General features: G+C 32.3%; 26 protein-coding genes. 5 read left to right on the plus strand and 21 right to left on the minus strand.

Going from position 1 to position 23,804, the window contains the following annotated elements; translation table 11 throughout:
• Positions 1–54: 54 nt before the first annotated feature.
• Complete coding sequence (locus ABD935_RS03585) at positions 55–831, minus strand: tRNA pseudouridine synthase A (protein ID WP_345190218.1); 777 nt, start codon at positions 829–831, stop codon at positions 55–57.
• 95 nt (positions 832–926) lie between these two features.
• On the opposite strand from ABD935_RS03585, the gene ABD935_RS03590 reads away from it, so the two are divergent.
• Complete coding sequence (locus tag ABD935_RS03590) at positions 927–1,346, plus strand: hypothetical protein (protein WP_345190219.1); 420 nt, start codon at positions 927–929, stop codon at positions 1,344–1,346.
• A gap of 51 nt (positions 1,347–1,397) precedes the next feature.
• On the opposite strand, the gene hisIE is transcribed toward ABD935_RS03590, so the two are convergent.
• From hisIE to ABD935_RS03690, 20 genes are all read right to left on the minus strand, one after another.
• Entirely contained in the window at positions 1,398–2,024 is a 627-nt protein-coding gene (gene hisIE, locus ABD935_RS03595) for a bifunctional phosphoribosyl-AMP cyclohydrolase/phosphoribosyl-ATP diphosphatase HisIE (protein WP_345190221.1), read from the minus strand.
• 43 nt (positions 2,025–2,067) lie between these two features.
• Positions 2,068–2,823, minus strand: a complete 756-nt coding sequence (hisF, locus tag ABD935_RS03600) for an imidazole glycerol phosphate synthase subunit HisF (protein ID WP_345190222.1) — start codon at positions 2,821–2,823, stop codon at positions 2,068–2,070.
• A gap of 194 nt (positions 2,824–3,017) precedes the next feature.
• The gene (gene hisA, locus ABD935_RS03605; RefSeq protein ID WP_345190223.1) at positions 3,018–3,752 is read right to left on the minus strand and encodes a 1-(5-phosphoribosyl)-5-[(5-phosphoribosylamino)methylideneamino]imidazole-4-carboxamide isomerase; all 735 of its coding nucleotides are present in this window, start codon (positions 3,750–3,752) and stop codon (positions 3,018–3,020) included.
• Between the two features lie 83 nt (positions 3,753–3,835).
• A complete protein-coding gene (locus ABD935_RS03610; RefSeq protein ID WP_345190225.1) occupies positions 3,836–4,030 on the minus strand; it encodes a GIY-YIG nuclease family protein in 195 nt (64 codons plus the stop codon).
• Positions 4,031–4,125: 95 nt separating this feature from the next.
• Positions 4,126–4,707, minus strand: a complete 582-nt coding sequence (gene hisH / locus ABD935_RS03615; protein ID WP_345190226.1) for an imidazole glycerol phosphate synthase subunit HisH — start codon at positions 4,705–4,707, stop codon at positions 4,126–4,128.
• Positions 4,708–4,776: 69 nt separating this feature from the next.
• On the minus strand, positions 4,777–5,913 hold the full coding sequence (gene hisB / locus ABD935_RS03620) for a bifunctional histidinol-phosphatase/imidazoleglycerol-phosphate dehydratase HisB (RefSeq protein ID WP_345190227.1): 1,137 nt from the start codon (positions 5,911–5,913) through the stop codon (positions 4,777–4,779).
• Positions 5,914–5,954: 41 nt separating this feature from the next.
• On the minus strand, positions 5,955–6,245 hold the full coding sequence (locus ABD935_RS03625) for a GIY-YIG nuclease family protein (protein ID WP_345190228.1): 291 nt from the start codon (positions 6,243–6,245) through the stop codon (positions 5,955–5,957).
• 35 nt (positions 6,246–6,280) lie between these two features.
• Positions 6,281–7,327 (minus strand): histidinol-phosphate transaminase, encoded by a 1,047-nt coding sequence (gene hisC, locus ABD935_RS03630; protein WP_345190229.1) that lies wholly within the window; start codon positions 7,325–7,327, stop codon positions 6,281–6,283.
• Between the two features lie 87 nt (positions 7,328–7,414).
• Entirely contained in the window at positions 7,415–8,698 is a 1,284-nt protein-coding gene (gene hisD / locus ABD935_RS03635; RefSeq protein ID WP_345190230.1) for a histidinol dehydrogenase, read from the minus strand.
• A 20-nt stretch (positions 8,699–8,718) separates the two neighbouring features.
• Positions 8,719–9,576: an ATP phosphoribosyltransferase gene (gene hisG / locus ABD935_RS03640; RefSeq protein WP_345190231.1), complete on the minus strand. Its 858-nt coding sequence runs from the start codon at positions 9,574–9,576 to the stop codon at positions 8,719–8,721.
• 322 nt (positions 9,577–9,898) lie between these two features.
• The gene (locus ABD935_RS03645; protein ID WP_345190232.1) at positions 9,899–10,714 is read right to left on the minus strand and encodes a prohibitin family protein; all 816 of its coding nucleotides are present in this window, start codon (positions 10,712–10,714) and stop codon (positions 9,899–9,901) included.
• Between the two features lie 13 nt (positions 10,715–10,727).
• Positions 10,728–12,761 (minus strand): VWA domain-containing protein, encoded by a 2,034-nt coding sequence (locus tag ABD935_RS03650; protein WP_345190233.1) that lies wholly within the window; start codon positions 12,759–12,761, stop codon positions 10,728–10,730.
• Positions 12,762–12,820: 59 nt separating this feature from the next.
• Positions 12,821–13,567: a 3-oxoacyl-[acyl-carrier-protein] reductase gene (gene fabG, locus ABD935_RS03655; RefSeq protein ID WP_345190234.1), complete on the minus strand. Its 747-nt coding sequence runs from the start codon at positions 13,565–13,567 to the stop codon at positions 12,821–12,823.
• A gap of 116 nt (positions 13,568–13,683) precedes the next feature.
• Positions 13,684–14,556: a succinate--CoA ligase subunit alpha gene (sucD, locus tag ABD935_RS03660; RefSeq protein WP_345190235.1), complete on the minus strand. Its 873-nt coding sequence runs from the start codon at positions 14,554–14,556 to the stop codon at positions 13,684–13,686.
• Positions 14,557–14,633: 77 nt separating this feature from the next.
• Positions 14,634–15,578 carry a UDP-3-O-(3-hydroxymyristoyl)glucosamine N-acyltransferase gene (locus ABD935_RS03665; protein WP_345190236.1) on the minus strand — a complete coding sequence of 315 codons (945 nt, stop codon included), beginning with the start codon at positions 15,576–15,578 and terminating at the stop codon, positions 14,634–14,636.
• A 103-nt stretch (positions 15,579–15,681) separates the two neighbouring features.
• Positions 15,682–16,248, minus strand: a complete 567-nt coding sequence (gene efp, locus ABD935_RS03670) for an elongation factor P (protein ID WP_345190238.1) — start codon at positions 16,246–16,248, stop codon at positions 15,682–15,684.
• Positions 16,249–16,306: 58 nt separating this feature from the next.
• Positions 16,307–17,092 (minus strand): acyl-ACP--UDP-N-acetylglucosamine O-acyltransferase, encoded by a 786-nt coding sequence (gene lpxA / locus ABD935_RS03675; RefSeq protein WP_345190239.1) that lies wholly within the window; start codon positions 17,090–17,092, stop codon positions 16,307–16,309.
• A 2-nt stretch (positions 17,093–17,094) separates the two neighbouring features.
• Positions 17,095–18,501, minus strand: coding sequence for a bifunctional UDP-3-O-[3-hydroxymyristoyl] N-acetylglucosamine deacetylase/3-hydroxyacyl-ACP dehydratase (locus ABD935_RS03680; protein ID WP_345190240.1), 1,407 nt, complete (start codon positions 18,499–18,501; stop codon positions 17,095–17,097).
• Positions 18,488–19,513, minus strand: coding sequence for a UDP-3-O-(3-hydroxymyristoyl)glucosamine N-acyltransferase (lpxD, locus tag ABD935_RS03685; RefSeq protein ID WP_345190241.1), 1,026 nt, complete (start codon positions 19,511–19,513; stop codon positions 18,488–18,490). The genes ABD935_RS03680 and lpxD overlap by 14 nt, the downstream gene beginning before the upstream one ends.
• A gap of 54 nt (positions 19,514–19,567) precedes the next feature.
• The gene (locus ABD935_RS03690) at positions 19,568–20,788 is read right to left on the minus strand and encodes an HD domain-containing protein (protein WP_345190242.1); all 1,221 of its coding nucleotides are present in this window, start codon (positions 20,786–20,788) and stop codon (positions 19,568–19,570) included.
• A 134-nt stretch (positions 20,789–20,922) separates the two neighbouring features.
• Here ABD935_RS03690 and porX point away from each other — a divergent pair, with 134 nt between their 5' ends.
• The 4 genes from porX (at position 20,923) to ABD935_RS03710 (ending at position 23,799) form a co-directional block, all read left to right on the plus strand.
• Positions 20,923–22,470 carry a T9SS response regulator signal transducer PorX gene (gene porX, locus ABD935_RS03695; protein WP_345190243.1) on the plus strand — a complete coding sequence of 516 codons (1,548 nt, stop codon included), beginning with the start codon at positions 20,923–20,925 and terminating at the stop codon, positions 22,468–22,470.
• Positions 22,471–22,556: 86 nt separating this feature from the next.
• On the plus strand, positions 22,557–22,967 hold the full coding sequence (gene tsaE / locus ABD935_RS03700; RefSeq protein WP_345190244.1) for a tRNA (adenosine(37)-N6)-threonylcarbamoyltransferase complex ATPase subunit type 1 TsaE: 411 nt from the start codon (positions 22,557–22,559) through the stop codon (positions 22,965–22,967).
• 198 nt (positions 22,968–23,165) lie between these two features.
• A complete protein-coding gene (locus ABD935_RS03705) occupies positions 23,166–23,303 on the plus strand; it encodes a hypothetical protein (protein ID WP_345190246.1) in 138 nt (45 codons plus the stop codon).
• Positions 23,251–23,799 carry a hypothetical protein gene (locus ABD935_RS03710; RefSeq protein ID WP_345190247.1) on the plus strand — a complete coding sequence of 183 codons (549 nt, stop codon included), beginning with the start codon at positions 23,251–23,253 and terminating at the stop codon, positions 23,797–23,799. Before ABD935_RS03705 ends, ABD935_RS03710 begins: the two co-directional genes overlap by 53 nt.
• Positions 23,800–23,804: the final 5 nt, after the last annotated feature.

A 23,804-nucleotide genomic window follows, 5' to 3' on the forward strand; every position in this document is an offset into this window, starting at 1 on the left:
TTATCACAAATTAATAGTCTAGAGAATGTCAGGTAAATTACAAAAATCAGCTAACTATTCAAACTCGATGGTGTTAAGAATTAGCCCAGAAGCAGGAGCAATATAATTCATTTTACAAGTGCTATTTGGCAGTAAACTAACTCTAATATCTTCTAACGTCAATTTGCCTTTTCCTAAATCTATAAGTGTCCCCATCATCAATCGAATTTGATTTCGCATAAAACCCTTTCCTTTTACTCGAAGTATATATGATTTTTCAGGAAAATAATTAGCGGTATATATGGTGTTCTCAACTAATTCGCATAGTAAAACCTCACGATTATAAATGCCGTTATCGGTTGGTTTATAGCAATAGGTTTTAAAATAATGTTCGCCTTGAAACAACTTAGCCCCTTCTTTCATAATTTCAATATCCAAATCATCAAGAATCGTAGTCATTATGGGAGCGCAAAATGGATGATTTTTTTGTCCGTAGGAAAACAAATAAAGATATTCCTTAATTTTTGAATGATTGATAATGTTGAATGTTTCATCAACTTCACGAATACTTAAGGCACGGATATCTTGAGGTAAGTTATGATTGAATAAGTCTAAAAAAGCTGTTTGGTCCTCAATGGGTTCTTTTAAAAATAATTCAAAAGCCGCACTCTCTGCAGAAACCATGGCATCTGTTCTGCCAGAACTTAAACTTTTAAATGTTTTTCCTTCTAATATAAAATTCAGCGTTCTATCTACCATTAAATGCAAGGTCTTAACAGTTGGCTGCTTTTGCCACCCGTGAAAACGATAGCCTAAATACTGAATATTAATAACGTAAAAGTACTTTTTCATTTGGTTTAAATAGGTTCGGAAATTAGGCTATTTAATTAAGTGTGACAAAAAATTTATAACTTGTATTACTTTTTACTAACTAAAAACCGAAAATTATGACCAACACATCAACAAACAAACCTCCTATTTGGTTTTGGATTATTAGTGTAATTGCCCTTATTTGGAACAGTCTTGGGGTAGACGGCTATATAGGCCAAGCCTATAACACTGAGCGCTATAGAAGCTCTTTTACTCCTGAACAACTGGAAATTGCTGCTAACGCGCCGTCATGGACCATGGGTGCTTTTGCAATTGCCGTTTTTACAGGAGTTTTAGCTGCTATATTTCTATTGCTAAGAAAAAAAATAGCAACTACATTTTGGATGATATCTCTAATTGCGGTTGTGCTACAAATGGGTTACGCCTTAATAACAGGAGAAGCTGCAAGTATAGCCATGGTAATCATGATTGTAGTTTTTGCTTTTGCTTTTCTATGGTTTTCAAGACTTTCTACTTCAAAAGGGTGGATTTCTTAAAATGTTTAATTAGCCAATAAACAAGGCGTTAGAAAAATATCTAATGCCTTTTTATTTATGTCTGCCTTTTAATTCATTTTCAATATCCTTTAAGGTAAATCCTTTGGCTTGTAGGAGCATTAAATAATGAAATAGTAAATCTGCTGATTCGTACAGAAATAATTCATCATTATTATCCATAGCTTCAATAACGGTTTCTACAGCCTCCTCGCCTACTTTTTGAGCCACTTTATTAATACCTTTTGAAAACAAACTTGCTACATAAGATTTTTTAGTATCCTTATTTTCTACACGCTCTGCAATTACATCTTCTAAAGTTGAAAAGAAGCCATAACTTGATGTGTTTTCTTCTTTCCAACACGTATCTGTTCCTTTATGGCATGTGGGCCCTACTGGGTTTACTTGTATTAAAAGTGAATCGTTATCACAGTCATTTTTTATACCAACAAGATTTAAAAAATTGCCACTTTCTTCACCTTTTGTCCACAAGCGTTGTTTGCTTCTACTGAAAAAAGTAACTTGTTTTGTTTTAATGGTTTTCTGATAAGCTTCTTCGTTCATATAGCCAAGCATTAAAACATTTTTTGTTATAGCGTCTTGGATTATTGCTGGGACTAGAGCCCCCTCTAACTCACTCCAAGGAGGAGAAACAATATCTGTATTCATTTCGTGTTTCATAATTAAATCTTTATGAGATGCTGAAACAAGTTCAGCATGACGACTAAAGTCGTACTTCTATATTATTCTTTTTTAATTCTTTTTTTAGTTCTGGAATTGGAATTTCTCCAAAGTGAAATACACTTGCGGCCAAAGCTGCATCAGATTTACCATCCTTAAACGTATCAATAAAGTGTTGCACATTTCCTGCACCTCCAGAAGCTATTATAGGAATGTTCAATGATGAAGATAATTTAGCTAAAGCTTCATTTGCAAACCCGTTTTTTGTGCCATCATGATTCATGGATGTGAATAGGATTTCGCCAGCACCTCGTTCTTCAACTTCTTTAGCCCATTCAAATAAATCAATTTCTGTTGGAATACTTCCGCCTGCTAAATGAACTTTCCAGTTACCATCAACTTCTTTAGCGTCTATTGCTACAACAACACATTGGCTACCGAATTTATTTGATAGCTCGTTTACCAATTCAGGTCTTTTAACAGCAGAAGAATTAATAGACACCTTATCTGCTCCACATTTTAACAAAGCATCAACATCTTCAACTGATGAAATCCCGCCACCTACAGTAAAAGGTATATTGACTTGCTCTGCAACATGTAAAACCATATCCAGAGTAGTTGCACGACCTTCTAGAGTAGCCGATATATCTAAAAACACTAATTCGTCCGCGCCAAAATCCGCATATTGTTTTGCTAGCTCAACGGGGTCTCCAGCATCACGCAAATCAACAAAATTGATACCTTTTACGGTACGTCCATTTTTAATATCTAAACAAGGTATTATTCTTTTTGTTAACATAGTTCTTGTTGTTCCTAGACTTTAGAAAAGTCGAGGCAATCATTTTAAATTATTTTCTTTTATCATTGAAACACTTCGACTTTAGTTTATCTTGAGCGCCGTCGAAAGGCTCAGTGTGACATATGAGTTTTAATAGACTTTGTTGTTATTTAAATTAGATTTCCATCTTCATGGGAATAGAAAAATAATTTACTCTAAACAAATTTCTCTAGTTGTTGTAAGCTAATTCTATCTTCATAAATAGCTTTTCCAATAATAACACCTTCGCATCCTATTGCTTCTAAAACCGGTAGTTCATCAATTGATGAAATTCCTCCAGATGCTATTAATTTTACAGATTGCCCGCTACTGCTATTACTACATTCAGAAATGATTTGCTTATACAAATCTACTGATGGGCCTTCAAGCATACCATCTTTTGAGATATCAGTACAAATAACATATTGAATACCTTTCTTTTGATAGGCTTTAATAAACGGAATGACATCCTCTTTGCTTTGTTCCATCCATCCACTAATGGATACTTTTCCATTATCGCTATCAGCACCCAAAATAATTTTTGCAGCACCATATTTTGAAATCCAGCCCTCAAAAGTTTCCGGGTCTTTAACCGCTATACTACCACCTGTTATTTGCCTAGCACCAGAATTAAATGCAATGTGCAAATCTTCATTAGTCTTTAAACCACCTCCAAAATCAATTTTTAAGTTAGTTTTTGAAGCAATTTGTTCCAATACCTTATAATTTACAATATGCTTGGCTTTAGCACCATCCAAATCCACTAAGTGCAAATATTCAATGCCTGAATTCTCAAACATTTTTGCTACTTCGAGCGGATTTTCATTGTAGATTTTTTTGGTGTCGTAATCACCTTTAGTTAAGCGGACACACTTTCCGTCTATGATGTCTATGGCTGGTATTATTCTCATTGATTAACTTGTTAATCAACCCTGAATTTATTTCAGGGTCTTTATATTATATTTCTAATGTTTTCAATTTCGGATTGGTTTCTCTAAGTAAGACTCCATTTCCATTCTTTATGCCAATTTTTTAATTGTTTTTCCCTCTTTCTTGATAAACTACTATTTATAAAATCTTCAAAATAAATTAATTCGGTTACATTATATTTCTTTGTATATACAGCTCCGTTTCCTTTTTTATGTTGTTCTATTCTTCTTTTTAAATCCTCTGTATGGCCAATATACATTACTGTTCTATTTTTATTTGATAATATGTAACAGTAGTAACTCAATTGAAATTATTATTTTAATTTATAGATTCTGAAACAAGTTCAGAATGGAATTAAAGTGCTAAAAAGTTTTTCAAAACTTTTTGCCCTTCAATCCCACTCTTTTCTGGATGAAATTGAACTCCATAAAAATTATCATGTTGCAAAGCCGATGCATAATTGATACCATAATCAGTTTTGGCTATAGTTTGGTCGCAATGTTCTGCATAGTAGCTATGTACCAAATACATATATTCATTTTCTTTGATGCCTTTAAATAAATCAGATTTTAAATCTTTAATGACGTTCCAGCCCATTTGAGGCACTTTTACATCATTAGAAAATCGCTTAACATCTGTATCGAAAATGCCTATACCCTTAGTGTCTCCTTCTTCAGTATATCTGCAAAGTAATTGCATACCTAAACAAATACCCAAAACAGGCTGTTTTAAGGTAGGGATTAAAGTGTCTAAACCACTTTCTCTTAGCATTTGCATAGCGGTACTCGCTTCTCCTACACCTGGAAAAATAATTTTATCGGCTGATCTAATTTCTTCTGGGTCATTTGACAAAACAGCATCGATACCCAAACGTTTAAAAGCAAACTGAATACTTTTTATATTTCCTGCTCCGTAATTTATAATGACTAATTTCAATTGATTTTTGATTTACGATTTTTGATTTACGATTTTAAATTCGTAATTCGTCAATCTGAATTCTTAAATTTATAACATCCCCTTTGTTGATGGTAAATACATTTTATTTGAATCTCTTTTAATAGCCATTTTCATAGCTTTTGCAAAGGCTTTAAAAACACCTTCTATTTTATGGTGTTCATTTGTGCCTTCTGCTTTTATATTTAAATTACATTTTGCACCATCGGTAAACGATTTAAACAAATGAAAAAACATTTCAGTAGGCATATCTCCTATTTTTTCACGCTTAAATTCAGCATCCCATTCTAACCAATTTCTTCCTCCAAAATCAACAGCCACTTGTGCTAAACAATCATCCATTGGTAAACAAAAGCCATAACGCTCGATACCTAATTTATTGCCTAAAGCTTTATTAAATAATTCGCCTAAAGCAATCATAGTATCCTCTATGGTGTGGTGCTCATCAACTTCTAAATCGCCATTCACTTTAACTGTTAAATCCATCGCACCATGACGCCCAATTTGATCTAACATGTGATTGAAAAATGATAAACCTGTATCGATATCATTCTTACCTGAACCATCTAAATTTAATTTGATATAAATCTGAGTTTCATTGGTGTTACGTGTAATTTCCTCAACACGGTCTTCAAGTTTCAAAAACTCATATATTTCAGCCCAATTGGTACTTGTTAAAGCAATACAATTAAAAATTTCTTGTTTAGATGTTCCTATTTCATCTGCTCCTAACTCTGGGTCTTCTGATAAATAAACACCTTTTGCTCCTAGGTTTTTAGCTAATTCCATGTCGGTAATTCTATCACCTAAAACAAAAGAATTTTCTAAATCGTATTCCTTAGAAAAATACTGAGTTAATAACCCAGTTCTTGGTTTACGTGTTTCAGCATTTTCATGCGGAAATGTTTTATCAATATGAATAGCAGAAAACACTATCCCTTCTTTAGCAAAAGCATCAATGATTTTATTTTGAGCTGGCCAAAAGGTGTCTTCTGGAAAGCTATCTGTTCCTAAACCATCTTGATTGGTTACCATGACCAATTCGTAATCCAATTCATTAGCTATTTTAGCCATGTATTGAAACACTTTTGGGTAATATTCTAACTTCTCCAAACTATCTAATTGATAGTCTACTGGTGGTTCTAGTACTAGCGTACCGTCACGGTCTATAAATAAAACTTTCTTCATGATTAACTTGTTAATCACCCTGAATTTATTTCAGGGTCTTTTTAATTTATGCTCAATGTTTCTAAATTTGGATTTGCTTCTTTTACAAGGTTCCATTTCCATTCTTTATGCCAATTTTTTAATTGTTTCTCTCTTGATTTTGCTTCTTTCATAGTTTTGAATTCTTCAAAATATACTAAATATGAAACACTATACTTTTTAGTAAAAACAGCACCTTTCCCTTTTAAATGTTCATTAAGTCTTCTCTCTAAATTATCTGAATATCCAATATATAATACCGTTCTATTTTTATTTGATACTATGTAACAATAATATTTTTCGTCTTGTTTCAAACCATAACTTCAATTTAAAAGTTCCTGAAACAAGTTCAGGATTTCGAAATTAATAAAAGGGTTTTTATTAATTTCTCATTTTCCTCAGACGTCCCAACCGTAAAACGCAAACAATTTTCGCAACCAGGTTGTGTGGTTCTGTTTCTAATTACTATACCCTTTTCAATCAATTGATTATAACGTTTTGTAGCATCATCAACTTTAACCAATACAAAATTAGCATCCGATGGGTATATTTTAGAAATGAAATTTACAGTCCCTAATTTCCCAATTAAAGCATCTCGTTCTTTTAATATATCTGAAACTTGCCGTTGCGTTAATTCAGATTGCTCTAACTGTGAAATTGCTTTTTGCTGTGTTAACTCATTGACGTTGTAAGGCGGCTTAATGCGATTTAAAACTGAAATTATCTCTTCTGACGCATAACAAATACCCAAACGAATTCCTGCCATTCCATAAGCTTTTGAAAGGGTTTGTGTTACAACCAAATTTGGAAACTCATTTAATCTACTTGCCCAACTTTCTTCTTTTGAAAAATCGATATAAGCTTCATCTATAACAATGATACCATTGAATCCATTAATTAATCTTTCGATAGATTTAGCCTTAAAACTATTTCCAGTGGGATTATTTGGCGAACATAAAAACAATAACTTTGAATTTGAATCAGCTATTTTTAGAATCTCATCAACTTTAGGTTCAAAATTTTCATCTAGCTGAACACTTTTTATTTCAATTGCATTAATGTTAGCCAATACACTATACATACCGTAAGTTGGTGGTAACGTAATGATGTTGTCCCGATTAGGCTCACAAAACGCTCTAAAAATCAAATCTAAAACTTCATCACTTCCATTTCCTAAAAGGATTTTTTGCTGTGGAATATCTTTGATTTTTGAGAGTAACGATTTTACAGTACGTTGTTGTGGGTCAGGATAACGATTTACACCATTTTCAAACGGGTTTTCATTCGCATCCAAAAACACCATGTCGCCGCTATTACCTTGAAATTCATCCCTTGCCGATGAATACGGTTTAAGCGCTTTTATTGTTGGTCTTATTAAATCTTGAATATTTATCATTTTCGTTACACTGAATTTATTTCAGTATCTCATAATTTTATTTCTTCTGATGCGATACTGAAACAAGTTCAGCATGACGCACGGCTTTTATTTTAAATCTTTTAATCGAATTGAAACCGCATTTTTATGTGCTTGCAACCCTTCTGCTTCTGCCATTAACTCAATAGTCTCTCCAATATTCAAAAGTCCTTGTTTTGATATTTTCTGAAATGTCATACTCTTTAAAAAGCTATCTAGATTCACGCCAGAATATGCTTTTGAAAACCCATTTGTTGGTAAGGTATGATTAGTTCCCGAAGCATAATCGCCAGCACTTTCTGGTGTGTAATCGCCAATAAATACTGAACCTGCATTATGTATTCCATCAACATATAATTCTTCATTTTTTGCACAAATAATAAAATGTTCTGGACCATATTCGTTTATTAGTTCGAGTGCTGTTTCGTCATTTTCAACATAAATCAATTTAGAGTTAGCAATCGCTTTTTCTGCAATCGCTTTACGCGGAAGTACGCTTAATTGTGTTTCAATTTCCTCTGAAACAGAATTAATTATACTATTAGATGTTGAAACCAAAATCACTTGACTATCTGTACCATGTTCTGCTTGACTCAATAAATCGGAAGCAATATACGATGCGTTTGCATATTTATCTGCAACCACTAATAGTTCACTTGGTCCTGCTGGCATATCAATGGCAACACCATGTTTTGTTGCTAATTGTTTAGCTACGGTTACAAACTGATTTCCTGGCCCGAAAATTTTATAAACCTGCGGAATCGTTTTTGTTCCAAATGTTAAACCTGCAATTGCCTGAATACCACCAACCTTTATGATTTTAGTGACACCACAAAGTTGTGCTGCAAATAAAATCTCTGGAGCGAGATTGCCTTCTTTGTTTGGTGGGGAGCACAAAACTATGTCCTTGCATCCAGCAATTTGAGCTGGAACTGCTAACATTAAAACTGTTGAAAACAAAGGCGCAGTACCACCTGGAATGTATAAGCCCACTTTTTGTATGGGTCTTTTTTCTTGCCAACATTGAACACCGTTTGATGTTTCAATAGCAACTTTAGATGTTTTCTGTGCGTTGTGAAATACTTCTATGTTTTGTTTGGCTAACTTAATAGCGTTTTGAAGTTTTTCTGGTACATCTTTTATGGTATTCTGAATATCTTCAGTCGTCACTACATTTGATTCCAAAGCAATGCCATCAAAATATGACGTATACTTTTTTATGGCGTCATCTCCTTTTTGGGAAACTTCCTCAAAAATTTGATTTACTGTATCTTCAATATCATCAACCGTTTGTGTTGGTCGCTTTAAAATTTCCGACCAGCTTGCTTTATTTGGATTATTTATGATTTGCATAAGTAAAATCTTAAAATCAGTTACAGCACCATTTTCTCAATTGGACAAACTAGAATGCCTTGGGCTCCATTATTTTTTAATTCATCAATAACATCCCAAAATTCGTTTTTACTAATTACCGAATGTACCGAACTCCAACCTTCTTGAGCCAAAGGTAAAACCGTTGGGCTCTTCATTCCTGGTAATACATTTATGATATTTTCAATTTTATCATTAGGAGCATTAAGTAAAATATATTTAGATTGCCTTCCTTTTAAAACCGATTGGATTCTAAATTGAATTTTATCTAATATGGCTTGTTTTTCTTCACTTAAAACTGGTGAAACAGCTAATACCGCTTCAGATTTCAAAATAGTATCAACCTCTTTTAAATTGTTTTTAAAGAGTGTACTTCCGCTTGAAACAATATCGCAAATAGCATCTGCTAGTCCAATATTTGGTGCGATTTCAACGGAACCGTTAATAATATGAAGATTAGCTTTTACGCCGTTTTCATCTAAATACATTTTTACAGTATTTGGATATGATGTTGCAATGCGTTTGCCTTCTAAATCATTAATACTTGAATATTCAGCTGATTTTGGCACAGCAATACAAACTCTACAGGTAGAAAATCCTAGCTTTTCAACTACTGTAATGTCGTTTCCTTTTTCTATTAAAACATTTTCGCCAATAATGGCCGCATCAACTACACCGTCTTTTAAATACTGCGGTATATCCCCATTTCTTAAATAAAAAACTTCTACAGGGAAGTTTCTAGCTGAAGCTTTTAATTGGTCTTTTCCATTGTCTATAGAAATACCGATGTCTTTTAAAATTCTCATCGAGTCTTCATTTAATCGACCCGATTTCTGTACTGCAATTCTTAATTTACTCATTTTGTTGTTTTTATGAGTTTGAAACTATCTAGTTGGCATTAAAAAAAATAAAACCCGCTTGATTGTCTCAAACGGGTTTAAAAATATGTTGATTTTATTCAATACATTTTCACTTCGCTTGAGGGCAAATATGAAAATGATGATGTAATTGAATAAAAGCCATGTCTTGTATTATCTTTTTGCAAATATCTATAATTTATGTCAATAATTCCAAATTAAAATTCCAAATCTTAAAACAAATGAATATTATATATATTTAGTTTCAAATAATTATTTATTATTCAAAATAATCAATATTTACTTGATTATTTTATTTCTAGATTTATTGATTTCCAAGAATAATAGGCAATCCGCTATCACCAGAACCAATAACAATGACTTTGCTGTTTGGCGATTCTGCTAGTTTCATAGTGGCATCTATACCTTTGTCTTGTAAAATTTTATCAGTTAATGACGCGCTTAAAATTCTGTTCGACTCCGCTTTTCCTTGAGCTTCAATAATTACTTTTTCAGCTTCTTTGGCCGCAGTAACCAATCTAAACTCATATTCTAAAGATTCTTGTTCTTGACGTAATTTACGTTCTATGGCTTCTTTAATTGTATTTGGCAATGTAACATCTCTTACTAATACTTCATTTAGTTGTACATATTGTTTTTCTAGTATCTTCTTAGTTTCTTCATAAATTTCGTCTTGAATAGCATCGCGTTTGCTTGAATATAATTGTTCCGGTGTATAGCGACCAACAACACTACGCGCCGCAGAGCGAATAGCTGGTTGAATAACACGTTGTAAATACCCTTGGCCAAGAGATTGATGTAAGTTTCCTAAATCATTATAAACAGGTTCGTACCAAGCCGAAGCATCAATTTGAATTTCTAATCCGTTTGATGATAATACTTTCATTTTTTCAAAAAGTTCTTGCTGACGTACTTCATAAACATAAACCTTATTCCAAGGGGCTACAATATGAAATCCCTCTCCCATTGGAGGCTTGTCAACAACAACTCCTTCGCCAAAAGTTTTAAACAATACGCCTGCTTCACCAGAATCTATAGTTACTGCAGATTTTGTTAATACAATTACTAGTATAATTGCCCCGATTATAAAAGGCAATGCAATTTTTGGTAATTTTTCCATTCTTTATTTTAATTTAAATTAATCCGTTATATTTTCTTAAAAACCACTCTATTCCTAGGCTTAATGCTATAATGGCGAGTAGGTATTTCCAATCTATCAAAGGTATGGTATTTTTGCTGTTTTTTTGAATAGGAACGTATCTATTATCATTTAATAAATCACTTATTAAACCTTCCGTATTATTAATAAAGTAACTTGTACCAGAACTGTTAGTAGCCAATTGTTGTAACTTTGTTACATTGGCATTTAAAAATTGTTGTTCAACATGGTATTCTAAAATTTGGAAACTACCCGATTTTGATAAGTTTTCATTAGAAGTTTTTATTGTAAAGCTATATTCTGATGGTGGCAAACTACTTAAATCAACTTGATAATTATTAACTTTCAGAATTAAAGGAAATATTTTTTGTTCTTCAGAAATGTTATCAACTACGGTAATATCAAGTGTTTCGCGAGTATCAAAAACATAGTTCTTATCAAAGAACTCCGCTTTAATAATAATATTACTACTACCACTATAAAATGATTCATAATCAATATTCAATCTGCTTTTTTGCTTATTAGAAGCTAAATACTGAATAAGCTTTCCTGTAAAATCATCAAACGCATTAAAGGATTTAGTGTTTAGATAACTTTGTGCACGCCACTGCCAAATATTTTCGCCAAACAAAACGGCTTCTCTCCTACCGTTAGTTTCAAAAGTTGCTAATAAAGGAGCTTGCGTTGAAACACCATTTATGGTTTTATTCAAAATGGATTCAAAAGGAATTGAAAACGAGGTAGAACCAAAATTTGAATGCAACGGCGGAAAAGATTCAAAATTTAAATCATCAATAATAAATGGTGCATAATTACTATTCAATTCTGCTTGATAGGTTTCAGTTTGATTTGTTATTTCTTGAGAATAACTTTTAGTAACTCTGTTTAAGAAATTCAAGTCTGTTTTTGTGCCAACAACAACAAATCTGTTTTTGTTTTGCAATTCTAAAAGTGAAAATATTTCATTAAACTTATTATTTGGTTGATATAATACAATTAATTGAAAATCATTTATTTGACTAACTATTTCTTTTGAATCTAAAAACGACACAGAACGTTGCTCATTACTTTCTATGCTTTTCTTAAGTGCACCTAAATCTGGATGTGGAAAATCGCTAATAATGGCTATTTTTGTTTTCTGATTTATAACTTCAACAGCAAAAAGTTTAGAATTATTTATCTTATTTTTTTCACTTTCTAAAGGAATAAGTGTTGCTCTATAATTACTAACGCCAACACTATTGGCAGGTAATGTGAAATTAATAACCTTTGAATTATTACTTTTTGAAAAATTTATAATTTTAGAATAAACGGTTGTATTCCCTTTAGTAACTATAAATCTTGAATTAATATTTTCATTTCCATTATAAACCAAAATAGCTTCAACAGGAAACTTATTCTTTAAATACGCATACTTATTGATATTAAATTGTTGAATCTTTAAATCGGTATAAGTTATGGTATCCCCTAATATTATTGGATAAATGGGCTGATTATACGAATTTGAAATAAATTGATAATCATTCCCAAAGGTTTGATTTCCATCCGTAATTAAAAGTGTAGGCGCGGTGGTTTGTTTATATATTTGAGTTAATTGACTAAAGGCATTATAGATATTTGTTTGCTTTTCTGTAAAAGTGACAGAATCCGAAGCTTTTATAGATGCTCCAAACGTATAATACTCTAAATTGAATTTGTATTTTAAAACTTGATTATTGGATAATTTTTGAATGAAACTATTTGCCTGTTTATCTAGATTAAGGTGTTTTATAGAGCTCGAATTATCAATAGCTATTACTAAATTAGGTTTTTCAACGGATAAGCGAACTTGCTCAAAACTCGGGTTTATAAGTAGTAGCAAAACAGCAAACACAGTAATAAACCTTAAAAAAGAAAAAAGCATGTTCAACTTAGACACGCTTTTCTTTTTAGTAAAATACTGAAAAATAGCTAACAATAGCGCTACAATTCCAGCAAGTATAATGTATAATAGAGTTTCTGAACTCATTAAAAAACTTTAAGTTATCGAGATGAGATGCCCTCATTCGAGGGAATAACAAACAAAAGCTATGTTAGCATACCGCCGTCTACATTTAATGTTTGACCAGTTACATAAGCACTCATGTCACTAGCTAAAAACACACAAACATTGGCTATATCTTCTGGGGTACCACCACGTTTTAATGGAATTCCAGCACGCCATCCTTTTACAACCTCTTCATCAAGTTTAGCAGTCATTTCAGTTTCAATAAAACCTGGAGCAACAACGTTACTTCTAATATTCCTTGAACCTAATTCTAAAGCTACAGATTTTGAAAACCCAATAATACCCGCTTTTGAGGCTGCATAATTGGTTTGTCCTGCATTTCCTTTAACACCAACTACTGAGCTCATATTAATAATTGAACCTTTACGTTGTTTAAGCATCATTCTTTGAACTGCCTTTGTCATATTGAAAACAGACTTTAAATTCACTTCAATAACCGTGTCAAAATCTTCTTCAGAAATACGCATTAATAAATTATCTTTTGTAATACCAGCGTTGTTTACCAAAATATCGATGCTGCCAAATTCAGTAGCCACTTCATTTGCTAAGTCTTGAGCTTCATCAAAACTAGCCGCATTACTTTTATAACCTTTTGCTTTAACACCTAAAGCATTAAGTTCTTTTTCCAATGCGTTTGCAGCGTCAACAGATGAACTATACGTAAATGCTACATTTGCACCCTGTTGGGCAAAAACTTGCGCAATTCCTTTTCCAATACCTCTACTCGCCCCCGTGATTATAGCTGTTTTTCCTTCTAAAAGTTTCATGTTTTTATCTAGTTAGTTTTAATTTATCTTATGCTATCAAATATAATAAATACAAATGGCTTCAAATAAAAAAACCTTACAAGATTTGCAAGGTTTTAAAATTTAAATTTTGCGTTTTAAGCTAATACTTCAGCAATCTTTTTTCCAATTTCAGCAGGAGAATCCACGACATGAATTCCACAGGCTCTCATAATTTTCTTTTTAGCTTGCGCAGTATCATCGCTACCGCCTACAATAGCACCAGCATGCCCCATAGTACGTCCAGCAGGAGCAGTTTCACCAGCAATAAATCCTACTACAGGTTTTTTGCTTCCACTTGCTTTATACCAATTGGCTGCATCTGCCTCTAATTGACCTCCAATTTCACCAATCATAACAACCGCTTCTGTTTCTGGGTCATTAATTAAAAGCTCAACAGCCTCCTTAGTTGTTGTTCCAATAATTGGGTCTCCCCCAATACCAATTGCTGTAGTAATTCCTAAGCCTTGTTTTACAACTTGATCAGCGGCTTCATAAGTTAGCGTTCCAGATTTTGAAACAATACCAACTTTACCTTTCTTGAATACAAAACCTGGCATGATACCAACTTTAGCTTCTTCTGGTGTAATCACGCCTGGGCAGTTAGGACCAATTAATCTACAATCTTTATTTTTTATATAACTTGCTGCGGTAATCATATCAGCAACAGGAATACCTTCTGTAATAGTAATAATCACTTTTATGCCTGCATCAGCAGCTTCCATAATAGCATCAGCGGCAAACGCTGGTGGAACAAAAATAATTGTGGTATCTGCTCCAACTTGCTCAACAGCTTCTAAAACCGTATTGAAAACGGGTTTATCTAAATGCTTTTGACCTCCTTTTCCTGGAGTAACACCGCCAACAACATTAGTTCCGTATTCAATCATTTGACTGGCGTGAAATGTACCTTCACTACCTGTAAACCCTTGAACTATTATTTTTGAATCTTTGTTTACTAAAACACTCATAAGTGGTTATTTTTCGTTATTAATTTTAATCAAACAAATGTAATTTTTTGAATTATCTTTTTAAAGTAAAACCCAAATTACTTTTTGTTAGTTTCTTTTAATTTCTCTAATATTTCAGGGATTTTTCTTATTGATGCTATTTCTTTATATTTCGAGCGAAAATCATCTGCTGGAATTCCAAAATAGCTTTTACCCCCTTCTAAAGTCTTACTAACTCCTGCTTTAGCAGAAATAACCGCTTTTTTACCAATAGTAATCCCGCTTGTTATGCCAACTTGCCCCCAAATAGTAACTTCATCTTCTACGACAACACATCCTGCAATACCGACTTGAGAAGCTATTAAACATTTTTTTCCGATAATCGTATCATGGCCAATTTGAACTTGGTTATCGATTTTAGCACCTTCTTTAATTCTGGTGTCAGCAGTAACACCTCTATCAATAGTACACGCCGCTCCAATATCTACATAATCTTCTATAACCACACGTCCGCCAGACTTTAACCTATCATAGCCTTCTGGTCTATTTTTATAATAGAATGCATTAGCTCCTAAAATGGTGCCAGAATGAATTGTTACATGGTTACCAATAACGGCATCATCATAAATACTTACATTGGAATGAATAATACAATCGTCTCCGATTACCACATTGTTACCTATAAAACAATTAGGCTGAATAATGGTGTTTTTACCAATTTTTGCTGAAGATGCTATTGAAGCATTTGAAGCCTTAAAAGGTTTGAAATAATCTGTTAGTTTATTAAAATCCCGAAATGGATCATCACTAATTAATAATGCTTTTCCTTGCGGGCATTCCACTTCTTTATTGATCAATATAATGGTTGCTGCAGAATTGAGCGCTTTATCATAATATTTTGGATGATCAACAAAAACAATATCTCCTGGCTCGACAACATGGATTTCGTTCATGCCTTCAATTGGAAAATTTTCGTTACCAATGTAACTAGAATCTATAAGTTCTGATATATGTTTTAAAGTTTGTGGTTTAGGAAATTTCAATTTATATTAAAAATTTAGTATTAAAATATTTAACCCTTCCATCTTTCAATTTTATTAAACTGAAATCACCTTCCCGTAAAATAAGGGAAGGACTTGTTCGGATTTAGTCTTTAACTCTTTCTTTATAAGTTCCTTTATCTGTTTCCACTTTAATTTTATCTCCTTCATTAATAAACAAAGGCACGTTAACCGTAGCTCCTGTTTCAACCGTAGCTGGTTTAGTAGCATTTGTAGCTGTATTTCCTTTAACGCCTGGCTCTGTAGCTGTAACTTCTAAAATAACACTTGCTGGCATTTCAACTGAAAGCGGCGAATTATCTTCAGTGTTTATAATTACTGTAACTATCTCTCCTTCTTTCATTAATCCTGGATTATCTAAAGCAGCTTCTAATAAACGAATCTGAGTATAATCAGCTTCATTCATAAAATGGTAAAATTCTCCATCATTATATAAATATTGAAATTTATGCGTTTCAACACGGACATCTTCTAATTTATGCCCTGCTGAAAATGTATTATCCAATACTTTTCCGTTTGTAACACTTTTCATTTTTGTTCTTACAAACGCTGGCCCTTTACCCGGTTTTACGTGTAAAAATTCTATTATTTTGTATATATCATTGTTGTAACGAATACATAATCCATTTCTAATATCACTTGTAGTTGCCATAATGCAGTTTATAGTTTATTAATTTGCTCTTTATTTTTTTATGAAAAAGACAAAATATTTAATTTGATTTGAAATAACCTTTCATTATTCCTCGATGAGAATTCTTAATAAATTGAAGAATTTCATCTCGCTCCGGAGTTGCTTGCATTTCTGCTTCAATTATTTCTGCAGCTTGGGTATTATTATAATTTTTTTGATAAAGTATTCTGTAAATATCCTGAATTTCTCTAATTTTTTCTGTTGAATACCCTCTTCGTCTTAGTCCTACTGAATTAATCCCAACATAAGATAATGGCTCACGAGCTGCTTTTACATAAGGTGGCACATCTTTTCTAACCAAAGACCCTCCCGTTACAAATGCATGATTACCAATCGAAACAAATTGATGAACCGCTGTCATACCCGCTAAAACCACATAATCTCCAATAGTAATATGTCCGGCAAGTGTACTGTTATTTGAAAAAATACAATTTTTCCCAACGATGCAATCATGCGCAACATGGCAATATGCCATAATTAAACAATTGTCTCCAATAACCGTTTTCATTCTATCGGTTGTTCCCCTGTTTATGGTAACGCACTCTCTTATGGTTACATTATCTCCAATTTCAACAGTAGTGTCTTCATCATTATATTTTAAATCCTGAGGAACAGCAGAAATCACAGAGCCTGGAAAAATATTACAATTTTTTCCTATTCGAGCACCTTCCATGATTGTAACGTTACTGCCAATCCATGTGCCCTCACCAATTTTAACATTATTGTTTATAGTTGTGAATGGTTCAATAACGACATTTTTTGCAATTTTTGCACCGGGGTGCACATATGCTAGTGGTTGGTTCATAATTATTTTACTTTAGAAATTTGTGCCATTAGTTCGGCTTCAGCACAAAGTTTGCCATTAGCGTATGCATACCCTTGCATGTGGCATATACCACGACGTATTGGGGTAATTAACGAACATTTGAATATTAACGTATCTCCAGGCATTACTTTTTGTTTAAACTTTACTTTATCCATTTTCATGAAAAAAGTTAAATAATTTTCTGGATCAGGAACCGTATTTAAAACTAAAACACCACCTGTTTGAGCCATAGCTTCTACAATCAGAACACCTGGCATTACTGGAGCTCCAGGAAAATGACCTTTAAAGAACTCTTCATTCATGGTCACGCTTTTTGTAGCTATTACATGGCTATCTGAAAGCTCAAATACTTTGTCGATTAATAAAAAGGGTTGTCTATGTGGCAACATGTCCATAATTTGAACAACATCCATTAAAGGAGGTTGATTCAAATCTATATTTGGCACGTTATTACGACGTTCGTTTTTTATTATTTTAGCTAATTTTTTTGCGAATTGCGTATTTACAAAATGTCCAGGCTTGTTAGCTATAACCTTACCTCGTATTCTTGTGCCTATCAATGCTAAATCTCCTAAAACATCAAGCAATTTATGTCTTGCTGCTTCATTAGGATGATGTAATGTTAAATTATCCAAAATACCATTCGGTTTAACCGAAATAGAATCTTTTTTAAATGCAACTCTAAGCTTCTCCATAGTTTCAGGAGATAGTGCTTTATCAACATAAACGATAGCATTGTTTAGATCGCCTCCTTTTATTAAGCCATTTTCTAATAGCATTTCAATTTCATGTAAAAAACTAAATGTACGTGAATCTGAAATATCTTTCTTAAAATCTGAAATATGATTAAGTGTCGCATTTTGAGTGCCCAATACTTTTGTGCCAAAATCTACCATAGTAGTAATTTGGTACTCTTTTGATGGCATTACTAATATTTCACTGCCAGACTCTTCATCAATATAAGATACAATATCTGTTATTACAAATTCCTCTCTAAAAACATCAAGTTCTATGACATTGGCTTTTTCAATAGCTTCAACAAAAAACTTTGAAGACCCATCCATAATTGGAGGCTCTGAGGCATTTAATTCAATAATAGCATTATCAACATCTAATCCTACTAATGCTGCAAGCACATGCTCCGAAGTCTGAATTGCGACTCCGTTTTTTTCTAAACAAGTACCTCGCTGCGTGTTTGTTACATAATTTGCATCCGCTTCAATAACTGGTGCACCTTCTAAATCTACACGTTTAAAAGACAAACCAGAATTAGCTAAAGCTGGTTTAAAAGTTATGGTTACATTCTTACCAGTATGTAACCCTACCCCTGTTAAAGAAACCTCGTCTTTAATGGTTTTCTGTTTTATTTCAGTATTAACTATTCCCATTTATTTTTTCTAAATCATTTATATTTTTAACAATAGTCGGCAAGTTTTTAAAATGAACGTATGCCTTGTTATAATCGCTCAGTTTTATAGCTGGTGAACCTTGAAGCATCTCGTTATCTTTTACATTTCTACCTATACCGGATTGTGCCTGTATTCTAACATTATTACCAATGGTTATATGTCCTGCAATACCAACTTGACCTCCAATTTGACAGTTTTTACCAATTTTTGAAGAACCCGCTATTCCAGACTGAGCAGCAATTACGGTGTTTTCTCCAATTTCTACATTATGGGCTATTTGAATTTGATTGTCAAGTTTTACACCGCTTCGTATTATTGTAGAGCCCAATGTTGCTCTATCTATGGTCGTAGCTGCACCAATATCAACAAAATCTTCAATGATAACATTCCCAATTTGAGGGATTTTACTATAACCCCCATCTTCATTAGGTGCAAATCCAAAACCATCAGCTCCTATTATGGCACCAGAGTTTATAATACAATTTTTACCAATAATAGTGTCTGAATAAATTTTAGCACCAGAAAAAACAATGGTGTTATCTCCTAATATGACATTATCTCCTATGTATGCACTCGGGAAAATCTTCACATTATCGCCCATAACAACATGGTCTCCAACATAACTGAATGCTCCTATATATATATTACCTCCTAGTTTTGATGAATCTGAAACATACGAAGGTTGTTCAACACCTACTTTGTTCAGTTTTACTGAATTGTAATATTCTAGGATTTTTGAAAACGCTAAATAAGCATCCTCAACTTTGATTAATGTTGTATCTATAGCGTTTTCAGGAACAAAAGTTTTATTTACAATAGTAATAGAAGCCTTTGTAGAATATATATGTGACGTATATTTAGGGTTTGCTAAAAAAGTTAAAGAACCTTCAAATCCTTCTTCTATTTTAGAAAGCTTAGATACTTCAATATCAGGATTTCCAACGACATCGCCTTCTAAAATTCCCGCTATTTGTTGTGCTGTAAATTTCACACTTTAAAAGTTATATGTTTTTTGTTTGATTCACGCAAAAATAGGAAAAATGTGCTAAAGTTTAGCCTTAGGGTAACATATATAATATTTAGTAACTGGTTTCGACAAGGCTTTAAGGTTTAACTGGTCTGATGCTTTTACAATATCTTGGATTTTACCAGACTTGTGCAAAATGTTGATGCCTTTAGTGTTTAAATGATATGCTTGATTGGAAATACTACCTGTAAATACAAAATATTGAGCTTCTTCTTTTGTAATATTATAGTTCTTCATTAAGATACCTGTATGTTTTTCTAAACTATTTTCTTTTATATTTTTATTTTTTAGTTTTATTTTAAGTAAATTTCTGTTAATAATCATCTCACATAATTGACTAAGTACAAAATCATCATGATGCTGCCATTGTTTCATAGCTGAAACAATATCATAATCATCTAACTGTGCAAAAACCTCAAGGGTTTCATTATTGAAGTTATCAATAGATATTTTATTATTAAGAAAATATAAAATAGCATCACTAGCCTGTAACTCACGCCCAGAATCGTGCAACTCTTTAGCGCGTTTTAACACTCTAATTAATAATTGTTCGGCAACCAAACCTGTTTTGTGCAAATACACTTGCCAATACATAAGTCGTCTGGCAATAATAAATTTTTCAACACTATAAATACCTTTTTCTTCAACCACCAAATTATCATCCACAACATGAAGCATGGTAATTAAACGCTCACTATTTATATTGCCTTCTGCAACGCCTGTATAAAAACTATCGCGCTTTAAATAATCGGCTCTATCCATATCAATTTGACCCGATATAAGCTGACACATGAATTTTCTTGGGTATTCTCCTTTAAAAATCTGAATGGCAAGCGTTAAATTTCCGTTAAATTCTTCATTTAATCGTGTCATAAAAAGTAACGAAATCTCCTCATGGGACACATTATTTACTATGCTATGTTCCATGGCATGCGAGAATGGTCCATGGCCAATATCGTGTAGCAAAATAGCAACGTAGAGTCCTGTTTCTTCTTCTTCAGAAATTGTAACCCCTTTAAAACGTAGTACATTAACCGCTTGCTGCATTAAATGCACACAACCAATGGCATGATGAAATCGTGTATGATGCGCACCTGGATATACCAAATAAGACATGCCCATTTGTGTAATTCTTCGCAAGCGCTGAAAATATCTGTGTTGTATTAGATCGAAAATAAGCGAATTCGGAATAGTAATAAATCCGTAAATTGGGTCGTTTAATATTTTAAGTTTGTTCAAACTTTAAATTTTAGCATTAAATATTTGCAAATATAACGATATGAAGTCCATAATGGGCATCTGAAAATAAAAACGCTCAAAATAGCATAGCAACTATTTAAAGCACTTTTAACAAAAAAATTAATAAAAATAATATGATAAACATACTTTGGGTAGATGATGAAATAGATTTACTAAAACCGCATATTTTATTTCTAGAAAAGAAAAACTATAACGTAACAACATGCAAAAGTGGTACTGAGGCTATTGATATTTTAGATGAAGAAAATTTCGATATCGTTTTTTTAGATGAAAATATGCCAGGGCTTACAGGGCTCGAAACGTTGCATGAAATTAAAGAAAAGCAAGATAGCCTTCCAGTGGTTATGATTACCAAAAGTGAAGAAGAATATATTATGGAAGAGGCCATAGGTAACAAAATAGCCGATTATTTAATAAAGCCTGTAAATCCAAATCAAATACTATTAAGCCTTAAAAAGAATTTAGATCATTCTAGATTGGTTTCAGAAAAAACAACATCAAACTACCAACAAGAGTTCAGAAAAATAGCCATGGATTTGGCTATGGTCAATAGTTATGAAGCATGGGTGAGTTTGTATCAAAAACTCATTTATTGGGAAATTCAATTGGAAGATATAGAAGATGCTAGCATGTTTGAAATTTTAGAGTCTCAAAAAAATGAAGCAAACATTCAGTTTGGAAAGTACATAGAGAAGAACTATGCTGATTGGTTTAAACCACATGAGGATTCTCCAATAATGTCACATACACTTTTTAAAGAAAATATAGTTCCAGAAATAAGTAAAGAGCAACCTACCGTTTTAATTGTTATTGATAATTTACGATATGATCAATGGAAAGTTTTTGAACCCATAATTAACAATTATTATAAAAAGGAAAAAGAAGAGGCCTTTTTTAGTATTCTTCCAACTGCCACCCAGTATGCGCGTAATGCCATTTTTTCTGGTTTAATGCCAAGTGATATGGAAAAGTTATTTCCTCAGTATTGGAAAAACGATACCGATGAAGGAGGTAAAAATATGCATGAAGCAGATTTTCTTGAAGCTCAAATGAAACGTTTAAGTTTAACCCATTTAAATTATGAATATTATAAAATAACAAATTTAAAAAATGGCAAAAAATTGGCCGATAGTTTTAAATCATTAAAAAATAACGATCTAACGGTTGTTGTTTATAATTTTGTTGATATGCTTTCGCATTCCAAAACCGAAATGGAGGTTGTAAAAGAGTTGGCTTCAAATGATAAAGCCTACAGGTCACTAGCGTTAAGTTGGTTCAAAAATTCGCCACTTTTAGAAATGATTCAACAAGCACAACAAATGGGTTTTAAATTAATTTTAACCACAGACCATGGAACTATTAATGTTAAAAATCCGTCAAAAGTTATTGGAGATAGGGATACTAGCTTAAATCTTCGTTACAAAACTGGCAGAAGTTTGTCTTATGACAGTAAAGATGTACTCGTAGCAAAAGACCCTAAAGAAATTCACTTACCATCTATAAATATGAGTAGTTCATACATTTTTGCCAAAAGCGATTTGTTTTTTGCGTATCCAAATAACTATAATCATTATGTAAGTTATTTTAGGAATACATACCAACATGGTGGTGTATCTCTCGAAGAAATGATTATTCCCTTTGTCGTGTTTAATCCAAAATAATCCGTGAAAAGCTAAAAACGTCGATGAAATGCATTTTTTTCTAGGTTTTTACATTTATTATTATTAATATTGTCAAGAAATATTATTTGAATTTGGAAATTTGTTATGAATTAAATGATGTTGAGCACGTTGCTGATCAACTCATTGCTAACGTAAAGACTAAAACGTTATTGTTTTATGGGGATATGGGCGTTGGTAAAACCACACTTATAAAAACCGTAGTAAAAGCATTAGGAAGCCATGATGAAGTTAGTAGTCCAACATTTTCTATTGTAAATGAATATGAATTAAATGATGATAAAGTGTATCATTTTGATTTATATAGAATAAACGATGTTGAAGAAGCTTATAATTTCGGAATTGAAGATTATTTAGATTCTGAACATTGGAAGCTAATTGAATGGCCAGAAAAAATTGAACCCATTTTATTTGATTCTTTTGATAAAATAAAATTAGAATTAGATGCTGATAACAACAGGATTCTAAGACTAAATTAATAACCAGAAAACCAATAATACAACCAGTTTATGCACAATAAATAACATAATCACCTCCTTATTTTGAAGTTTTACGGGAAACCCACAACGTAAATTTTAGAAAACACTGTTTTTAACATAATTTTAACATTTACTTATAAACTTCAAGATAGCTTTCATATACTTTTGGATTATTAATTAATTAAAATCCCTTATAATATGAAAACTAAAAAGTATGTAATTGCACTAGCAATTTTCGGAGGTATGTTATTTTTAGCTCAAACTGCTAATCAATATAACGTAGATGCAGAACAAACAGCACAAGTTAGAAAATCAGCAATTAAAGTATCTGACTAAGCCTAAGAACAATAAGAATATAGTTATTGGCAGTATTATTGCCACGTTAATAGCTATTACACCTTATTTATTCTATCTTTATGAAAGTGTTCCAGATTCAAACATCTGGAACACTTTTTTGTTTACTTATAATAGTGGTTATTTTGAGAATGCTAATGTTGCTATGTGGGTTTTAACAAGTAAACTAATTCCACTTTATTTATTGCTATTATGGTTTTTTACTTGTAGACATTGGTGGTATCATACCTTATTAGTACCAATAGCGATGTATTCGTATCAAACCTTCGACACTTTAAATAAAGATGGTGAATTTTTTGATTCAAATCAATTGATTTACCTAATTCCTATAATGGCTGTAATTATACCATCTATATATTTAGTAAGAGCTAGAATTTTTAATAGAATAAATGAAGCAAATAAATCTTTAGAAGAACTAGAAGATGAATTTAAGATATCTCCAAAAAACTTTTGGCAGAGAGTGAAGCAGTATTTTTAATTATC

This window comes from Algibacter agarivorans (assembly GCF_039543245.1).
GTDB classification, from domain to species: domain Bacteria; phylum Bacteroidota; class Bacteroidia; order Flavobacteriales; family Flavobacteriaceae; genus Algibacter_G; species Algibacter_G agarivorans.